Below are 14,389 nucleotides of genomic sequence, written 5' to 3'. Positions count from 1 at the left end.
CAGCCGGTCGGAGGTCGGTCTAGTCGCCTTCGACCGAGCCGCGCAGGCCGGCCGCGGAGACGAGCGGCAGCGGCTTGCGCGCCACCTGCGCGGCGCCGGGGCTGGTGCGCGCGCCACCGCCCATGAAGGCCGCGATCAGATCTGCGACCTCGGCCGGCTTCTCGACTTGGGGCAGGTGGTTGACGCCGTCCAGCACCTCCAGCCGCGCAGCCGGAAAGAGCCGGAACAGCGTCTCTCCGACCGAGACGGGCGTGACGGCGTCCTGCTTCCCCCAGACCAGCAGCACGGACTGCGTGAAGCGCCGGTAGTTCACTTCGTCGGCCGCCAGCGATTCGCTCTCGTCGGCGTACAGGCCGGTCATCAGCCAGTCGCCGATCGCCCCGGTCGTGCCGCGCATGAAGAGCGGCAGGCTGTAGAGGTCGCTCAGCTCGGCCGTAACGACCGAGGCATCGTGGACGAGGCTCTTCAGGCCGATGTTGATCGCCAGCGGATTGGTGAAGGTGGAGGAGACCGCGAGCGGTCGCAGGAAATCCACGCCGAGCATCATCTTGCCCAGCGAACCCTGCGTCGTCCCGCCGGGTGCGATCGCGCCGCTGATCAGGACCAGCCGCTCGATCCGCGCCGCATTGGCGAAGGCCGTCTCCATGGTCGCCCCCGCGCCGAAGGAGTGGCCGACGAGCGTGAAGCGCTGGAGCCGCATGGCGTCGGCGAAGCCGGCGATCAGCGCCGCCTGGCGCGCCCGAGTGTAGAGTCCGGCGGAGGGGCGGTCCGACATGCCGAAAGGCGGCAGGTCGAGCGCGATGATCCGGTAGCCGGCTCTGGCCAGCGGTTCTGCCAGCGCGCGCCACGTGCCCGACCAGGCCATGGCGCCCGAGACGAGCAGCAGCGGCCGGCCGTCCTTCGGCCCCCATTCCTCGTAGTGGATGCGCAACCCCTGGACGTCGGCGAAGGTGGCGCCGGGTCCCGCGACGGTCTCCGGACCATAGGCCTCGCGGCTCGACGCCAGGATGCGAAAGCCGATGCCTGTGACGAGCACGGCCAGAACGGCGACCACGACGAGATTGCGGATGGACGGCGGCATGCGTCCCTTCTACCCGCAGTCCTTCTAGTAATCGTAAACGTGTTCCAGTCGATCGCCACGAGAATCGAGCATGGGCAACACCTCGTGCAGGCTGGAGACAGGAACGATGAAGCCCGTCCGCAGGCGCGACGGATCGGCGGGGAGCGCATGCGAAAAGAGCTGCCGGACCCCGGGCGGCGTCATCGGCGGTTCCGTCGACAGGACAGTCAAAAGAACGTTCTGGTTGCCGCCGATCTCTACGAAGCGAAGACCTTTGTCCACGAGGCGGGGCAGGAGTTCGGTGAAGGCCTGGTAGCGCTTGGTCACGAAGACGGTCCCGTCGGCGTCGAACTCGCGTTCCAGCGCCGTATCCGGTTCGCCGCGGATTGCGTCGGTCACCGGTCCTTGCGCCCATACGTAGATCTGCGACTGCGCCGCCTCGGATGTCGCTTCGAGCCCGGAAGCGATCAGGTCGGCATAGGCCTGCTTGATCGTGTAGGACAGGCCGAAGGCCAGCCTGCGCTCCCACGCGCGGATTCCAGCACGTCCTTCGGCGACAGGTATCCGCCACAGCTCGGCCCGCTTCCGTGCATAGGGGAAGCGGTACCACGGGACCTGGTCGAGGAAGGCCGCATACTCCGCCGCGGTTGCGGCCAGATACACATCCTGCGCGGTCTTGCCCCCGTCCGCCGACCACTCCGTCAGCCGGCCGATCGTGTTCTCCCAGGCCCATTGCAGGCCGTGTTCGATCGTATGGCTGGTGCCGATCACCACCAGCATCAGGTGGTTCTGCGCATTGAAGGGGTAGCCCGCGGTCGCGCGGACGACGATGGCATAGTCCTGCCAGAAGCGCCCGATATAGGCGACGTAGGGGAAGTCGCTTTCGCTGCGGCCGGCGACGAAGGCGGCATAGTCACGCGCTGCGTAGACGATGGCCCATTCGGGATAGGTGAGGAAAGTCGATTCCTCCGGCCTCTGATAGCCGGGAATACCCTCGCGCAGCTGTGCTGCGATCGCCGCCGGCGCAGCCTGCGACCGCGGCGCCGGCGGCTGGTCTGCAGTGGTCAGCCAGCCATAGGCGAAACCGAGGATCGGAATGAGGAGGATGATCGCGACGAGCCGCACGATCATCCGGACGAGCCATTTCAGCGGGCGCATCGGCCGTCTCAGGCGGTGGCGAGGGGGCGCCGGCCGCCTCCGCCCGCCAGCCAGAAGCCGATCAGCACCGCGATCCCGCCGATCGCCAGGTGCGGTGCATTGGCAAAGAAGCGCACCGGCAACTCGATGTCGTTGAACGACCGGAAGCCGTCGACGAAGATGCCGCCGTCGAGGCAGCCCGAACCGGTGACCAGCCCCAGCACGCCGTCAAACAGATAGACGGAGCCGAAGAGCCTGAAATAGAGCACCGAGGCGCGGTGCGAGACGAAGGCCGCCACCAAGGCCCAGACGCCGGAGAAGGCGTGCAGCAGGTCGTCGTACCACTGCAGCGAGAACAGGCCGAACAGCTGCCCGTCCGCGTCGACGAAGGCCGGCACGTAGCCGATCCCCACCACGAGGAAGAACAGGACGGCATAGGCCAGCCCCAGCCTCTGGATCAGCGACATGACGGCGAACCCCTCCACCTCTTCGGAACGATCCTAGCCGATTCTGCGTCGCCGCACAGGCCGGGTTCTCGCTACGGCATCAAAGGGGTCTGCATCATCTGCAGATGCAGCGCCTTGCCGGCATAGGGATGCGCCTCGCAGACCGCCTCGTCGAGCTCGACGCCGAGTCCCGGCTCTTCCGAAGGGATCACGTTGCCGTCCTGCCAGACGATCTTCTTCTTCAAGAGCGTTTCGTGGAACCCGTCCCATTGCTTCAGCGCCTCGAGGATCAGGAAGTTCGGCAGCGTCACGGCAAGCTGGATGTTGGCCGCGCCGACGATCGGCCCGCAATAGCAGTGCGGCGCGACCTGGATGTGGAAGGCCTCGGCCATGGCGGCGATCTTCTTGGTCTCCAGGATGCCGCCCGAGCGGCCGAGGTCCGGCTGCAGGATCGAGGCCGCGCGGCTCTCGATCACCCGGGCGAATTCGAACTTCGTCGTCAGCCGCTCGCCGGTGGCGATCGGGATCGAGGTGCCGCGCGCCACCTGCGCCATCACCTCGGGCATATCAGGCGGCACCGGCTCCTCGAACCAGAGCGGATCGTAGGGCTCGATGGCGCGCGCCATGCGCAGGGCACCCGACGCGGTGAACTGGCCGTGCGTGCCGAACAGGATGTCGGCCTTCGTCCCCACCGCTTCGCGGATCGCCTTCATCATGCGCGCCGACAGGTCGATGTCGACGAGGCGCGGCTGGTGGCCGTCGAAGGCGGTGTAGGGGCCGGCGGGGTCGAGCTTCACCGCGGTGAAGCCCTGCGCGATGTATTCGGCCGCGCATTCGGCCGCCATGTCGGGATCGTTGTAGACGTTTTTCGGCCCGACGTCCTCGGTGTGGACCGAGCCCTCGTGCGGGTAGAGATAGGTGTAGGTCCTGAGCGCCTCGTGCACGCGCCCGCCCATCAGCTTCCAGACCGGCTTGTTCGCCTCCTTGCCGATGATGTCCCAGCAGGCGATCTCCAGCGCCGAGAAGCAGCCCATCACGGCGGCGTCCGGGCGTTGCGTGAAGCCCGACGAATAGCAGCGGCGGAAGAACATCTCGATGTCGTGCGGGTCCTGGCCGATGAAGTAGCGCTCGGCCATGTCCTCGATCATCCGCGCCGTCACATGCGGCCCGAAGCTCGCATTGTAGGCCTCGCCGTAGCCGACGACGTTCGAGTCGGTCGTCAGCCTGACGAAGATGAAATACTTGCCGCCGATGCCGGGCGGCGGATTGCCCACGACCCAGGTCTTGACGTCGATGATCTTCATGTTGAGTCTCCCGGTCTTCCTTGAATTACGGCAGGCGCATCGCTCCGTCGCGCGCCCCTCTGGGCTGCCGGGCCGGGCGAGACCGGTGGCTCGCCCCGCCCGGCAGGACAGAGGGGGGCGCGACTGGACGCGGCTTGTCCAGGACTGCGTCCTAGCCCCATAAGCACAGGCATCGATGACATCGGAAAGCCTCAGCCACAATCCTCCAGCACCATCTCCGCCCCCTTCCACCCGGTCATGATCGCCGCGGCATTGGTGTTGCCGGAGACGTTCGACGGAAACACCGAGGCGTCGATGACGCGCAGGCCTTCCAGCCCGTGCACCTTCAGCCGCGGGGTGACGACCGCGGTCGCGGCGTCCGGTCCCATGCGGCAGGTCGAGACCGGGTGGTAGACGGTGCCGGAGCGCTTGCGGAAATCGGCGACGAGGTCCTCGTCCGACCGGACCGACGGGCCAGGCAGCACCTCCTCGGCGATCACCGGGGCAAGTGCGGGCATGGACGCCAGCCTGCGCAGATATTTCACGGCATCCAGCATCTCGGCCACGTCGCTGTTCGTCGAAAACGCGTTCGGCACGATCTTCGGCGCTTCGTTCGGGTCGGCGGAGCGGATGTGGATCGCGCCGCGGCTCGACGGGCGGCAGTTCGACAGGCCGATCGAGAAGCCCGGCCAGGGGTCGGGCGACAGGATCGGCCGCTCGCCGGGACGCGGCAGCACGGTGGAGAACACCTGGAAATAGAGCTGCATGTTGGGGCGCGGCCGCGACGGATCGGTGCGGAAAAAGCCGCCGCCCTGGTTCAGCGACATCGACAGCGGACCGGAGCGGGCGAAGAGGTACTGCATCCCCACCAGCGCCTTGCCCCACCAGGGGCGCAGCACCTGGTTCAGCGTCTTCTGCCTGGCCTTCCAGGTGTAGTTGATGCCGAGATGATCCTGCAGGTGCTCGCCGACATTGGCGTTGGCGTGCTTCACGTCGATGCCGAGCCCCGCCAGCAGCGCAGGATCGCCCACGCCCGACAGTTCGAGCAGCTTCGGAGAGCAGACCGAGCCGGCCGACAGGATGACCTCGCGGCCCGCGCGGGCCTGTTCGATGCGTCCGCCCTTCTGATACTCCACGCCCACCGCGCGGCGCCCCTCGAACAGGATGCGCGAGACGTGGGCGCCGGTCACCACGCGCACGTTTCCCCGCTTCATCGCCGGCCGCAGGAAGGCGCGGGCGGCCGACATGCGCCGGCCGTCGCGGGTGGTCAGCTGGTAGATGCCGACACCCTCCTGGCTCTCGCCGTTGAAATCCTCGTTGAGCGGCAGGCCCGCCTGGCGGCCGGCCTCGAGATAGAGCCGGGTCAGCGGATGCACCTTGCCGCGCATGTCGGAAACATGCAGCGGGCCGCCGCGGCCGCGCCAGTCGCTTTCGCCCGCCTCGTTGTCCTCCAGCGCCCTGAACGCCTTGAGCACGTCGTCGTGGCCCCAGCCCGGATTGCCGGCGTCGCGCCAGTCGTCATAATCCTCGCGCGCGCCGCGCACCCAGACCATCGCGTTGATCGAACTCGACCCGCCGAGGATCTTTCCGCGCGGCCAGTGGTCGGCATTGCCGGCCAGCCCCGGATCGGGCTCGGCCTTGAAGTTCCAGTTCACGGCGGGATCGAAGAAGGTCTTGCCGTAGCCGAGCGGCATCTGAACGTAGAAGCGCATGTCTGTGCCGCCGGCTTCCAGCACGATAACGGAGTATCTGCCGGAGGCCGACAGGCGCTCGGCGAGAACCGAGCCGGCCGACCCGGCGCCGACGATGATGAAATCTGCTGTCTGCATGGCTGCGCGTCCGGCGCTCGTCCCCCTGGCGGTCGGTCCCGGAGACTAGACCCGCGCAGCCGCCCGCGTCTTGCTCCCACAGCGCCGCCGGCTGTGAGAAAAACGACGGCTTGCCGTGCCGACCGGTGCGTTGACGCGGCCGGGGGCGCTCGCTACCAACCGGGGGAGCCTGAACGGAGCGGACCAACGGCATGAGCGAGACCGAAGCGAAACCGGCGCCGACCGGCGAACTCACCCTGCGCACGCTCGCCATGCCCGCCGACGCCAACGCCGCGGGCGACATTTTCGGCGGCTGGGTCATGGCGCAGATGGATCTGGCCTGCGGCATCCGCGCCGCCGAGCGCGCCAAGGGCCGCGTCGTCACCGCCGCGGTGAAGGAGATGTCCTTCGCCAAGGCGATGAAGATCGGCGACACGCTCTGCATCTATACCCACATCACCCGCGTCGGCCGCACCTCGATGACGCTGAAGGTCGAAGCCTGGGCGCAGCGCTATCTCTCCGACCTGATGGAGAAGGTGACCGACGCAGATTTCGTCATGGTGGCGCTGGATGCGGACGGGCGGCCGAAGCCGGTGCCGGTCGACGGCAAGTCCGCCCGCCCGGTCTGACGCCATGCTCGACGCGTCGCGTCTCCGCTTGCTTCAGGGGCTGGCGCGGCGCCATGCGCGCGGAGCGCAGGAGGCCGACGACCTGCTGCAGGAAGCGCTGATCCTGGCGCTTCAGAAAGGCCGTCTGCCCGGCCGCGACCTCGAACCCTGGCTCGCCGGCACCATCCGCAATCTCGCCGCCACCGCCCGCCGCAGCAGTATGCGCCGGGTGCGGCGCGAGGCGGCCTTCGCCGACCTCACCGCCGGCACCGGCCCCGCAACCGAAGATGCCGCCGCGGAGGCGGGGCGGTCCGGCTTGCCGAAGGTCTTCGTCGAGACGCTGCCCGCCGGCCTGCGCCTCGTGGCGCTGCTTGCCGGCGCCGGCGCCACGCGGGCCGAGATCGCCCACGTCACCGGCGCCGGCGATGCCGCGCTGCGCCAGCGACTGTCGGCACTGCGCGCCCGCTGGCGGCACTTCCGCGCCGCCGGGGGAGAGGCGGCCGGCGCCGCGCCGGCCCTGCCGCTGCCTTTCGGCGCGATCCGCCGGGCGCTGCTGCCCGTCGCGCGGCGGCCGGGCGTGGCACTCGCGAGCCACGACCCCGACGGTCACCTTATCGCGTTCGATTTTTCGCCTGGCCGGCCTCACGTTTTCCCGTCCGGCGGCCATCAGGGGTACCGGCAACCCACAGGAGGATGACATGCTCGGCCAGGCCCGCATCGGCAACATCTGCTACTACGTCGCCAACCTCGACCGCACGGAGCGCTTCTGGCGCGACGTCGTCGGCCTCGACGTCCAGCGCGTCAAGGAGGGCAGCGAAGCTTTCCTGATCGCGTCGACGGCCGGCGGCGTCGACCTGATCTTCTTCGTCCGCGACGCCCGCCCGGGCGATTCGCCCATCATCGTCTTCACCCTGGACGACGGCGGCATCGACGACGTCGCCGCCGCCCTCGTCGAAAAGGGCGCCACCATCGTGACCCCCGTCAGCCACGCCCCCGGCGGCTGGTCCGGCGACTATGCCGATCCCGACGGCCACGTGCTGTCGCTGTATCAGCCGGCGGAGAAGCCGCGGCGACTGGGGTGATGGCGCGCATCCGGTGATTTTCGTGCGGGGACGGGACGTTTCGACAATCAGCCAGCCGATCAAGCGAAACACCGGGAACGATTGCTGCGAAAGCATGTCTCCCGAAAGTGGGCACCGGTTTCGGGTGAAAGACATGCGCGAAACGACAACCTAAAGCGTGCGGAGCGCATCTGAAAGATCGCGACATGCTTTAGTCCGCCAGTTTTCTCAGACCGCCACTTCCAGGTCGAGCACGAGAACGCCGTCGATCCCGCCGATGGCGTTCTCGACGATCCGTGCCCCGAGCGCCCGGTGCTTCGGATGATCCGCATAGGCCTTCAGCTCCGCCCAGCCATCGAAATCGATGACGAAGCCGTGCATGTAACCGCGTTCGATCCGTTCGGGGCTGGCCGAGCGGCCGCCGGTGAAGCCGCGCGCTCCCTGCAGCGAGTCGGTCAGCGCCGAAAGCCCGGCGTAGATGTCGGCGATCTCGTTCTCGGTCATGTCCGGCTTGAACCGGGTTAGGACGATATGGCGGATCATGGCATTTCTCCTGATGAACGGCGGGCATCGCGGCGGCCCGCGTGCGTCATGCCCGACCCGGCCGCCTGTGGCCTGTCATCCCTCGCCATCGAACCGCTCCCGTGCCGCCTCCACCCGCGCCATGTTCTTCAGCGCCCAGTCGCCCAGCGCCTGCACCGGCACCAGCAGTTCCCGGCCGAGGTCGGTGAGTTCGTAGTCGACGCGGGGCGGGATGGTGGGGAAGACGGTGCGGGTGACGAAGCCGTCGCGCTCCAGCGCCCGCAGCGTGGTGGTCAGCATCTTCTGCGAGATGCCGCCGACGGCGGCGCGCAGCTCGTTGAAGCGCATCGGGCCGGCGCCGAGGCGGCTCACCACCAGCACGGTCCACTTGTCGCCGACGCGCTGCAGCACGGCGCTGACCGCGCGGCAGTCTTCGGTTTCGTGCAGGTGCCTCGGTGTCACGAAAGTGCCTCCTTGCGGGCCATCCCGGCAGTCTCCTAGAGTAAGCGGGTATCCATTCGATACCTCTTATCGTTTCCAAAGGAGACTAGCATGTTCAAACCGCGGATTGGAATAGTGATCGGCTCGACGCGCCCGGCGCGCTTCGCCGACAAGCCGGCGCAGTGGATCTTCGACCTTGCCGCCCAGCGCGGCGATTTCGAGGTCGAGATGGTCGACCTGCGCGACTATCCGCTGCCCTTCTTCGAGGAGGGCGCCCCTCTGGGCTATGCTCCGGCAAAGAACGAGATCGCGCTGAAATGGCAGGCGAAGGTGGACTCGCTCGACGGCTTCGTCTTCACGGTGGCCGAATACAATCACGCACCGACGGCCGTCCTGAAGAACGCGATCGACTATGCCTTCCGCGAATGGAGCAAGAAGCCGGCCGCCTTTGTCGGCTATGGCGGCGCGGGCGCGGCGCGTGCCGTCGTGCAATTGCGCAACCAGCTCAGCGTTCTGCAGATGGTGCCGGTTTCGGCCGCCGTGCAGATCCTGATGCCCGACTTCATGGCGCTGATGCAGGGGCAGGCGAAGCTCGGCGAGATCGCGCATCTCGAGGACGGCGCGAAAGCCATGCTCGACCAGTTCGCCTGGTGGGCGCATGCGCTGACGGCCGCCCGCGCGGCCGACGCGGCGCAGGCGAAGGCCGCCTGAGCGGGCAGGGCGCGGCCGTCTCCGGCCCGCGCCCGCCACAGACTGCGGCGTGTTCCGTGCGCCGCGTCTCGCGTCCCGAACGCCACCTGCTGCCGGAACCAAGCCGGTGCGCAGCGGTTTTCTCCCGAACAATGGGAGAGCCTCCATGGCCAGCATGCCGAACCCCGATCTGTCCTGGTCCGTTCCGGTCATGCGCATGGGCTATGCTGGGCGCGGCCTCGTCTATCTGGTGGTCGCGGGCTTCTCGCTCTATGCCATCTGGCGCGGCGGACAGGCGCAGGGCACGCAGTCGGCGCTGGCCGATCTCGAGAACACCACCGGCGGCGGCATCGTGCTGGTGCTCATATTCATCGGCATGCTGGCCTATGCCGCCTGGCGCGTCATCGACGCGATCTGGGATCTCGACGACCATGGCACGGAAGCGAAGGGCATCGCCGCGCGCATCGCCATTGCCGTCACCGGCCTGATCCACCTGTCGATCGCGGGCGCCGCCTTCTCGCTGCTCTTCGCCGGCGGCGGATCGGAGGGTTCCGACGGCTCGACGCTGCGCAGCACGCTGTCGGCGCTGATGGAATGGCCGGGCGGCCGCTTCGTCGTCGCGGCCCTCGGCCTCGTTGTGCTGGGGGCCGCCGGGGCCTACGCGATGAAGGGCTGGAAGGAGACCTACCGCCGCCACCTCGTCGCCAACCACTTCACCACCCACTGGAACGGCGCGCTGCGCGCCGGCCTCTTCGCCCATGGTGCCGTCATCGCCATCGTCGGGGGGCTCATCCTCTATGCCGCGTGGTGGGCGAATGCCGGGGCGGCCGGCGGCCTGCAGGACGCTTTCTCCTGGCTGACCCGCCAGCCCTACGGCCAGGTCCTCGTCGCCGCCATCTGCGTCGGTCTCGTCGGATTTGCGCTGTTCTGCTTCGTCAACGCAGCCTTCCGGGTCGTGCCCAAGGTCGCGGGCGGCTCGATCGAGACGCTGGCGGCACGGCTTCAGGCGAGCGCCCGCGCCGCGATGTGAGGCGACTCAGCGGCAGGCCTTGGTGCCGTTGCGGCGTTCCTTGATGTCGAAATGGAAGTGGTCCTTGTGCGCGGCGTCGTAGCCGGGTCCGAGCACGGTCGAGAAATAGCCGCAGGCGTCGGAGCGGACATTGTTCAGCAGCCCCTTCTCGCGAAACGAAAACCAGCCGGGCTTGCGGACGTCGATGTCCTTGCCGTTCTTCAGCTCGATGCGCATCACGTCGAGTGCGTTGCCCTTGGCATGCTCGGAGACGGTGCGGGTGCCGGCGATCGAGCGGCAGGAATAGCTCGAGCCCTGGTGGATGGTCCTGACGCCGGAGAGATAGCGCCAGCGCGCGGCCGGTGCCAGTTCGTCCTCGGTCCACTGGGCGAAGGCCAGCGCCATGTCGCAGGTCAGCGTCGCCGCCGGCTTCATGCCGACATTGCCCGAAAAGCCCGACACTTCGACCGGCCAGTCGATGCCGCAGGACGCCGAGTCGCGGATCGGCGCAATGTCGCGGAAGCGCACGCCGAGCCGTTTCAGCTGCCGCCGGCACTGCACCTCCTCGGCCGGCATGACAGCCTCGGTCGCCAGCGGCTCGTTCAGCCGCGGATAGCCGGCCATGAAGGGGTTCGACGGCACCAGCGCCTGCAGCCCGCGCGCGGGCACGGCGGCGGTCCGCATGCCGACGTCGACGTCAGGCCGCAGCGTGTCGGCGACCGAGCAGGCCGACAGGCCGGCAAGCCCCGCGAGGAAGAGCCCCGCAACCGCGAGGGCAGGAAAGCGCGCGGCGGCCGTGCGGCGGCCCGCCGGGCGAAGGAACGACTTACGCATGAACTTCGGTTCCCGTCCGTCAGACAGGCGACCATAGCCGGCAAGGGTAAAGGAAAGGTCTGCGCCCGCGTTCACACGTGTGGCCGAAGCGAGGCGGGATAAGAGGACTCGCCGCGCCGGCGAACGGGCCCTAAACCCGGAATCGTTCCAGGGGCTTGGCGGCCGAACCTGAGGCGGCGATTCAAATGGCGGACGCGCCTAGGCCCCCAGCGCCTCGAGCCCCTCCTCGAGATAGTCTGCCAGCATCGGCAGGCCGAGCAGATAGGAAGCGGTTCGCTTGTTGGCGCGTTCGCGGGCGGCAGCCACTGCGTCCTCCCATTCGGCGGCGTCGTAGTCGCCGCGGCCGACCCAGACCAGCGCGACCAGATCCGCCGCCTCGTCGACGTTCAGGTCGGCGATCAGCTCGCGCAGCTCCTCGGCCGTCAGGTCCTGCTCTTCTTCCTCGGCCAGCCCGTCGTGGTGGTGGCCGGCGTGGGTGTCCTCGAGTTCCACCTCGTGCTCGGTGCCGTCCTGGTAGTCGTCGTTGACGGCCGCACTGATGGCCTTCGCCTTGAGGATGAACAGGCGAACCGTGTCCGGATCGATCGCCAGGTCCCACTTCTTCTCGACGGATTTCCGCACCGGTGTCTCCTCGCTCCCGCAGGCCCTTCGACCCGTCGGCATCATGTCGACAAGACGGCGCGCTGGCAATCGACACGCCGCCGCATCCGTCGTTGACAGGCGATCGGCGGCGGACGAAAGCTCGGCGGGAATTCCTCCCGCCCGGATGCCCCCATGGCTGCGCTTCTGTCGCCCAAGATCCTGCCCATCCTGCTCCTCGTCGCCTCGAACGTCTTCATGACCTTCGCCTGGTACGGGCACCTGAAGTTCAAGACCTCCGCGCTCTGGGTCGTCGTGCTGGCCAGCTGGGGGATCGCCTTCTTCGAATACTGGCTCGCCGTGCCTGCAAACCGGCTCGGCCACCAGGTCTATTCCGCGGCCGAACTCAAGACGATCCAGGAAGTGGTCACGCTGACGGTCTTCGCCGTCTTCTCGGTGCTCTATCTCAAGGAGAGTTTTACCCTGAACCATCTGATCGGCTTTGCCATGATCGCCGGCGGCGCAGCGGTCATCTTCCGCGCCTGAAGTTCCGTCACGTCAAAGTGAGTGCGTTCGCGACAGCTTTGATCTAGTTTTCGCGCCAGGCGGAGCGGCGGTGCGCTCGGTTCGAACGGAAGGATCCAACGATGATGAAAATCCTCATGCATGGCGCGGCGCTTGCCGCCGTCGGCCTCGCGCTGTCGTCTGCACCGGCGGCAGCCGCCGGCGGCGAGACCACCACGCCCACCTGTCCGAAGGGACAGGTCTACAACAACGCCAAGCAGAAATGCGAACCCAAGACGAGCGCGGTCGACCCGCAATCGCTGTTCGAGACCGGCCGGGCGCTCGCCTATGCCGGCCGCTACGACGAAGCGATCGAGACCCTGCGGCTCGCCTATGACGCGAAGATGCCGGGTGTCTTCAACATGCTCGGCTATTCCTATCGCAAGCAGGGCAAGCTTCTGGTGGCGCTCGGCTATTACGAGGAGGCGCTGCGGCTCGACCCCAACCATGTGCTGACGCGCGAATATCTCGGCGAAGCGCATCTGCAGATGGGCGATCTCGCCTCGGCCCGCGACCAACTGCTGGAGATCGAAAAGCGGGCAGGGCGGTCGAGCGCCGAGTTCGCCGAACTGTCGAAGCACATCGCCGCCTTCGAGGCGCAGAACGGCTGAAGCCGGCGGCCTGCCCGGCTGCTCGGACCCTGACCGCGGCGTTCCCGCCACACTGTTTCTTCGCCGCCCGGGTCCGAAGCCCGGGCGGCGAAGAATCTTTTGACAAGCGCCCGCGGCAGGCCTAGGCGAGCCTCCGGTCCGAGGCACCGGCCGCCCGCGAGCGCATGCTCCGGTGAAGCCTCTCACGGTTCGTCGTCCCCAGGTCGATCGGATCTCGATGGCAATGCGGGCACCGTCCAGAACGGTCCGATCGGATCCGGAGACACCACCATGACCACCGCCCTCGGTCGGGAGAACCCCTTCCTCGTGCGTCCCCTGCCTGGGCTGTTCCTGCGCACCGCAACGCCCATCGTCTTCATCATGGGCATGAACGGTCTGCTCACGGTCGTCGACGCTTATTTCCTCGGCACCTTCGTCGGGGCCGATGCGCTCACCGCCGTCACTTTGCTGTTTCCGGTCTACATGCTGCTGGTCGCGCTCTCCACAGTGGTGGCGAGCGGGCTCGCCAGCGTGCTGGCGCGGCTGCTCGGCGCGGGCGACCATGCCGCGGCGCGGCGGGCCTATGTCGCCGCGCATGCGCTGGCGCTCGTCGTCTGCGCGGTCGTCATTGCCGCCTTCCTCGCCGTCGGCGGGCCGCTGACGCTCTGGGTCGCCAACGGGTCGGCGCCGCTCGCCGCCATGGGGCATTCCTACATCGCCATCCTCGTCTTTGCCGCGCCGGTGTCCTTCTTCCTCGGCCTCAATGCCGATACGCTGCGCTGCGAGGGGCGCATGGGGCTGATGGCGGCGACGAGCCTGGTGGCGACGCTCGCCAACGTCGCCTTCAACTATCTGCTGATCGTCGTCCTCGATTTCGGCGTCGCCGGCTCCGCCTGGGGCACGGTGATGGCGCAGGCCCTGGCGCTCGCGTCGATCGTCGTCTTCCGCATGCTGGCCGACACGCCGATCCCGCTGTCGGCGCTGCGTGCCGACGGCTGGAACCGCGACTGGCCGCGCTTCCTGGCGCTCGGTGCGCCGCAAAGCCTGAGCTTCGTGGGCATCGCCTGCGCCTCGGCCGCCATCATCGCCATGCTCCAGCTCTGGGCGACCGGAACCTATGCCGAGACCGTCGCCGCCTACGGCGTCATGACGCGAATCCTCACCTTCGCCTTCCTGCCGCTGATGGGACTGAACATGGCGGTGCAGACCATCACCGGCAACAATTTCGGCGCCGGTCTCCACCACCGCTCGGATGCGAGCCTGCGGCTCGGCGCGACGATAGCGCTGCTCTATTGCGCGACCATGCAGGCCGTCTTCTTCACGCAGCGCGCCAGCCTCGGCCACGTCTTCGTCGACGATCCCGCCACGATCGCCGAGATCGCGCGCATCCTGCCCATCGCCACCATGGCCTATGTGCTGGCCGGCCCCATCCTCGTCCTCGCCGGCTATTTCCAGGCGATCGGCGACGCCGGCAGGGCTGCGGTGCTGTCGATCACCCGCACCTATGCCTTCGCCATACCGCTCACCTTCGCGCTGCCGGCGCTTCTGGGCGAAGGCGGCATCTGGCTCGCCGGCCCGGCGTCGGAGGTGCTGATGCTCGGCGTCGTCGCGGTGCTGCTCGCGCGGTCGCGGGCGCGCACCGGCTTCCGCTGGGGCGTCTTCCGCGCCACGGCCGAAGGCCGCGACACCACAGCCGCGGCCGGTTCCATTCCGCAAGCCTGACGCAAGGGCGATCCGTAGTATCCTGCGCAGCGGCA

At 68.1% G+C, this 14,389-nt stretch carries 17 protein-coding genes; 8 read left to right on the top strand and 9 right to left on the bottom strand.

What is annotated here, in order from left to right; all coding sequences use genetic code 11:
* Positions 1-19: 19 nt before the first annotated feature.
* From N1F91_RS04955 to N1F91_RS04935, 5 genes are all read right to left on the bottom strand, one after another.
* Entirely contained in the window at positions 20-1,081 is a 1,062-nt protein-coding gene (locus N1F91_RS04955) for an alpha/beta hydrolase (RefSeq protein WP_289990635.1), read from the bottom strand.
* 24 nt (positions 1,082-1,105) lie between these two features.
* Complete coding sequence (locus tag N1F91_RS04950) at positions 1,106-2,218, bottom strand: hypothetical protein (protein ID WP_289990634.1); 1,113 nt, start codon at positions 2,216-2,218, stop codon at positions 1,106-1,108.
* Between the two features lie 8 nt (positions 2,219-2,226).
* Positions 2,227-2,664, bottom strand: coding sequence for a hypothetical protein (locus N1F91_RS04945; RefSeq protein WP_289990633.1), 438 nt, complete (start codon positions 2,662-2,664; stop codon positions 2,227-2,229).
* Positions 2,665-2,735: 71 nt separating this feature from the next.
* The gene (locus tag N1F91_RS04940) at positions 2,736-3,947 is read right to left on the bottom strand and encodes a mandelate racemase/muconate lactonizing enzyme family protein (protein WP_289990632.1); all 1,212 of its coding nucleotides are present in this window, start codon (positions 3,945-3,947) and stop codon (positions 2,736-2,738) included.
* Positions 3,948-4,138: 191 nt separating this feature from the next.
* On the bottom strand, positions 4,139-5,755 hold the full coding sequence (locus N1F91_RS04935) for a GMC family oxidoreductase N-terminal domain-containing protein (RefSeq protein ID WP_289990631.1): 1,617 nt from the start codon (positions 5,753-5,755) through the stop codon (positions 4,139-4,141).
* A 191-nt stretch (positions 5,756-5,946) separates the two neighbouring features.
* Between N1F91_RS04935 and N1F91_RS04930 the strand changes: the two genes are divergently transcribed.
* The 3 genes from N1F91_RS04930 to N1F91_RS04920 are packed head-to-tail and all read left to right on the top strand — an operon-like array spanning position 5,947 to position 7,424.
* Positions 5,947-6,363, top strand: a complete 417-nt coding sequence (locus tag N1F91_RS04930; RefSeq protein ID WP_289990630.1) for an acyl-CoA thioesterase — start codon at positions 5,947-5,949, stop codon at positions 6,361-6,363.
* Positions 6,364-6,367: 4 nt separating this feature from the next.
* Positions 6,368-7,039 carry a sigma-70 family RNA polymerase sigma factor gene (locus tag N1F91_RS04925; protein ID WP_289990629.1) on the top strand — a complete coding sequence of 224 codons (672 nt, stop codon included), beginning with the start codon at positions 6,368-6,370 and terminating at the stop codon, positions 7,037-7,039.
* A 1-nt stretch (position 7,040) separates the two neighbouring features.
* A complete protein-coding gene (locus N1F91_RS04920) occupies positions 7,041-7,424 on the top strand; it encodes a VOC family protein (protein ID WP_289990628.1) in 384 nt (127 codons plus the stop codon).
* 207 nt (positions 7,425-7,631) lie between these two features.
* Here N1F91_RS04920 and N1F91_RS04915 read toward each other — a convergent pair whose 3' ends face one another.
* Positions 7,632-7,946 carry a Dabb family protein gene (locus N1F91_RS04915; protein WP_289990627.1) on the bottom strand — a complete coding sequence of 105 codons (315 nt, stop codon included), beginning with the start codon at positions 7,944-7,946 and terminating at the stop codon, positions 7,632-7,634.
* 75 nt (positions 7,947-8,021) lie between these two features.
* Positions 8,022-8,387, bottom strand: a complete 366-nt coding sequence (locus N1F91_RS04910; protein ID WP_289990626.1) for a helix-turn-helix domain-containing protein — start codon at positions 8,385-8,387, stop codon at positions 8,022-8,024.
* Between the two features lie 90 nt (positions 8,388-8,477).
* On the opposite strand from N1F91_RS04910, the gene N1F91_RS04905 reads away from it, so the two are divergent.
* Together N1F91_RS04905 and N1F91_RS04900 are read left to right on the top strand one after the other, a co-directional pair.
* A complete protein-coding gene (locus N1F91_RS04905) occupies positions 8,478-9,077 on the top strand; it encodes an NAD(P)H-dependent oxidoreductase (RefSeq protein WP_289990625.1) in 600 nt (199 codons plus the stop codon).
* 145 nt (positions 9,078-9,222) lie between these two features.
* Positions 9,223-10,086, top strand: coding sequence for a DUF1206 domain-containing protein (locus tag N1F91_RS04900; RefSeq protein WP_289990624.1), 864 nt, complete (start codon positions 9,223-9,225; stop codon positions 10,084-10,086).
* A gap of 6 nt (positions 10,087-10,092) precedes the next feature.
* Here N1F91_RS04900 and N1F91_RS04895 read toward each other — a convergent pair whose 3' ends face one another.
* Both N1F91_RS04895 and N1F91_RS04890 read right to left on the bottom strand, forming a co-directional pair.
* The gene (locus N1F91_RS04895; protein ID WP_289990623.1) at positions 10,093-10,899 is read right to left on the bottom strand and encodes an extensin family protein; all 807 of its coding nucleotides are present in this window, start codon (positions 10,897-10,899) and stop codon (positions 10,093-10,095) included.
* Positions 10,900-11,097: 198 nt separating this feature from the next.
* On the bottom strand, positions 11,098-11,520 hold the full coding sequence (locus N1F91_RS04890) for a DUF3775 domain-containing protein (protein ID WP_289990622.1): 423 nt from the start codon (positions 11,518-11,520) through the stop codon (positions 11,098-11,100).
* Between the two features lie 153 nt (positions 11,521-11,673).
* Here N1F91_RS04890 and N1F91_RS04885 point away from each other — a divergent pair, with 153 nt between their 5' ends.
* The 3 genes from N1F91_RS04885 (at position 11,674) to N1F91_RS04875 (ending at position 14,354) form a co-directional block, all read left to right on the top strand.
* Complete coding sequence (locus N1F91_RS04885; protein ID WP_289990621.1) at positions 11,674-12,024, top strand: DMT family protein; 351 nt, start codon at positions 11,674-11,676, stop codon at positions 12,022-12,024.
* 101 nt (positions 12,025-12,125) lie between these two features.
* Positions 12,126-12,653 carry a tetratricopeptide repeat protein gene (locus tag N1F91_RS04880; RefSeq protein ID WP_289990620.1) on the top strand — a complete coding sequence of 176 codons (528 nt, stop codon included), beginning with the start codon at positions 12,126-12,128 and terminating at the stop codon, positions 12,651-12,653.
* A gap of 270 nt (positions 12,654-12,923) precedes the next feature.
* Complete coding sequence (locus tag N1F91_RS04875) at positions 12,924-14,354, top strand: MATE family efflux transporter (protein ID WP_289990619.1); 1,431 nt, start codon at positions 12,924-12,926, stop codon at positions 14,352-14,354.
* The last annotated feature ends 35 nt before the right edge of the window (positions 14,355-14,389 follow it).

Origin of the sequence: Aquibium sp. ELW1220 (assembly GCF_030398385.1) — a bacterium.
Classification (GTDB): domain Bacteria; phylum Pseudomonadota; class Alphaproteobacteria; order Rhizobiales; family Rhizobiaceae; genus Aquibium.
The sequence above is the reverse complement of the archived record's forward strand: the minus strand, read 5'-3'. Positions and strand labels throughout refer to the sequence as shown.

Coding starts and splice junctions, on each gene's coding strand:
- N1F91_RS04955 (WP_289990635.1), bottom strand. CDS start 1,081: ATGCCGCCGTCCATCCGCAATCTCGTCGTGGTCGCCGTTCTGGCCGTG.
- N1F91_RS04950 (WP_289990634.1), bottom strand. CDS start 2,218: ATGCGCCCGCTGAAATGGCTCGTCCGGATGATCGTGCGGCTCGTCGCG.
- N1F91_RS04945 (WP_289990633.1), bottom strand. CDS start 2,664: ATGTCGCTGATCCAGAGGCTGGGGCTGGCCTATGCCGTCCTGTTCTTC.
- N1F91_RS04940 (WP_289990632.1), bottom strand. CDS start 3,947: ATGAAGATCATCGACGTCAAGACCTGGGTCGTGGGCAATCCGCCGCCC.
- N1F91_RS04935 (WP_289990631.1), bottom strand. CDS start 5,755: ATGCAGACAGCAGATTTCATCATCGTCGGCGCCGGGTCGGCCGGCTCG.
- N1F91_RS04930 (WP_289990630.1), top strand. CDS start 5,947: ATGAGCGAGACCGAAGCGAAACCGGCGCCGACCGGCGAACTCACCCTG.
- N1F91_RS04925 (WP_289990629.1), top strand. CDS start 6,368: ATGCTCGACGCGTCGCGTCTCCGCTTGCTTCAGGGGCTGGCGCGGCGC.
- N1F91_RS04920 (WP_289990628.1), top strand. CDS start 7,041: ATGCTCGGCCAGGCCCGCATCGGCAACATCTGCTACTACGTCGCCAAC.
- N1F91_RS04915 (WP_289990627.1), bottom strand. CDS start 7,946: ATGATCCGCCATATCGTCCTAACCCGGTTCAAGCCGGACATGACCGAG.
- N1F91_RS04905 (WP_289990625.1), top strand. CDS start 8,478: ATGTTCAAACCGCGGATTGGAATAGTGATCGGCTCGACGCGCCCGGCG.
- N1F91_RS04900 (WP_289990624.1), top strand. CDS start 9,223: ATGGCCAGCATGCCGAACCCCGATCTGTCCTGGTCCGTTCCGGTCATG.
- N1F91_RS04895 (WP_289990623.1), bottom strand. CDS start 10,899: ATGCGTAAGTCGTTCCTTCGCCCGGCGGGCCGCCGCACGGCCGCCGCG.
- N1F91_RS04885 (WP_289990621.1), top strand. CDS start 11,674: ATGGCTGCGCTTCTGTCGCCCAAGATCCTGCCCATCCTGCTCCTCGTC.
- N1F91_RS04880 (WP_289990620.1), top strand. CDS start 12,126: ATGATGAAAATCCTCATGCATGGCGCGGCGCTTGCCGCCGTCGGCCTC.
- N1F91_RS04875 (WP_289990619.1), top strand. CDS start 12,924: ATGACCACCGCCCTCGGTCGGGAGAACCCCTTCCTCGTGCGTCCCCTG.